We start from the raw sequence: 341 nt of genomic DNA, 5'->3' as shown, positions 1-341 counted from the left end.
GCAGCGGGCACATGAACGTGATGTCGTAGGTGTCCTTCTCCGCGTGGATGAGTGCGCAGCGCTCGGCTACGGTTGCGTCCGCGCGAAGAAGGCCGCTGCCTTTTTAGGAACTCGTTCTCCATCCGCAGGCGGCGGATCTCGTCTTCCATTTCCTTCACGCGGGCACGCTCCACCGGAGTCAGGTCGGTCGTCGGCTCCGGATTCTCACGGCGCCAGATGTTCACCCAGTTGCCGAGGGTGCCGGGCCTTGCCCCCTGATCTTGGACACGCGTGGGGTGTCTACGCCGCGGTCGGCAGCGTAGCCGGGGCCCGGCGGGCCTCGTAGTCGTTCGGGCTGGTCT

General features: G+C 66.3%; 1 pseudogene. It reads right to left on the bottom strand.

From position 1 onward, the window contains the following. Window positions 1–224: pseudogene (locus tag ACK586_RS25555) on the bottom strand (hypothetical protein); the annotation flags it as partial. Window positions 225–341 lie beyond the last annotated feature (117 nt).

This window comes from Trujillonella humicola (assembly GCF_046233715.1).
GTDB classification, from domain to species: domain Bacteria; phylum Actinomycetota; class Actinomycetes; order Mycobacteriales; family Geodermatophilaceae; genus Trujillonella; species Trujillonella humicola.
Note: the sequence above shows the minus strand (reverse complement) of the source record. Positions and strands in the feature narration are given on the sequence as shown.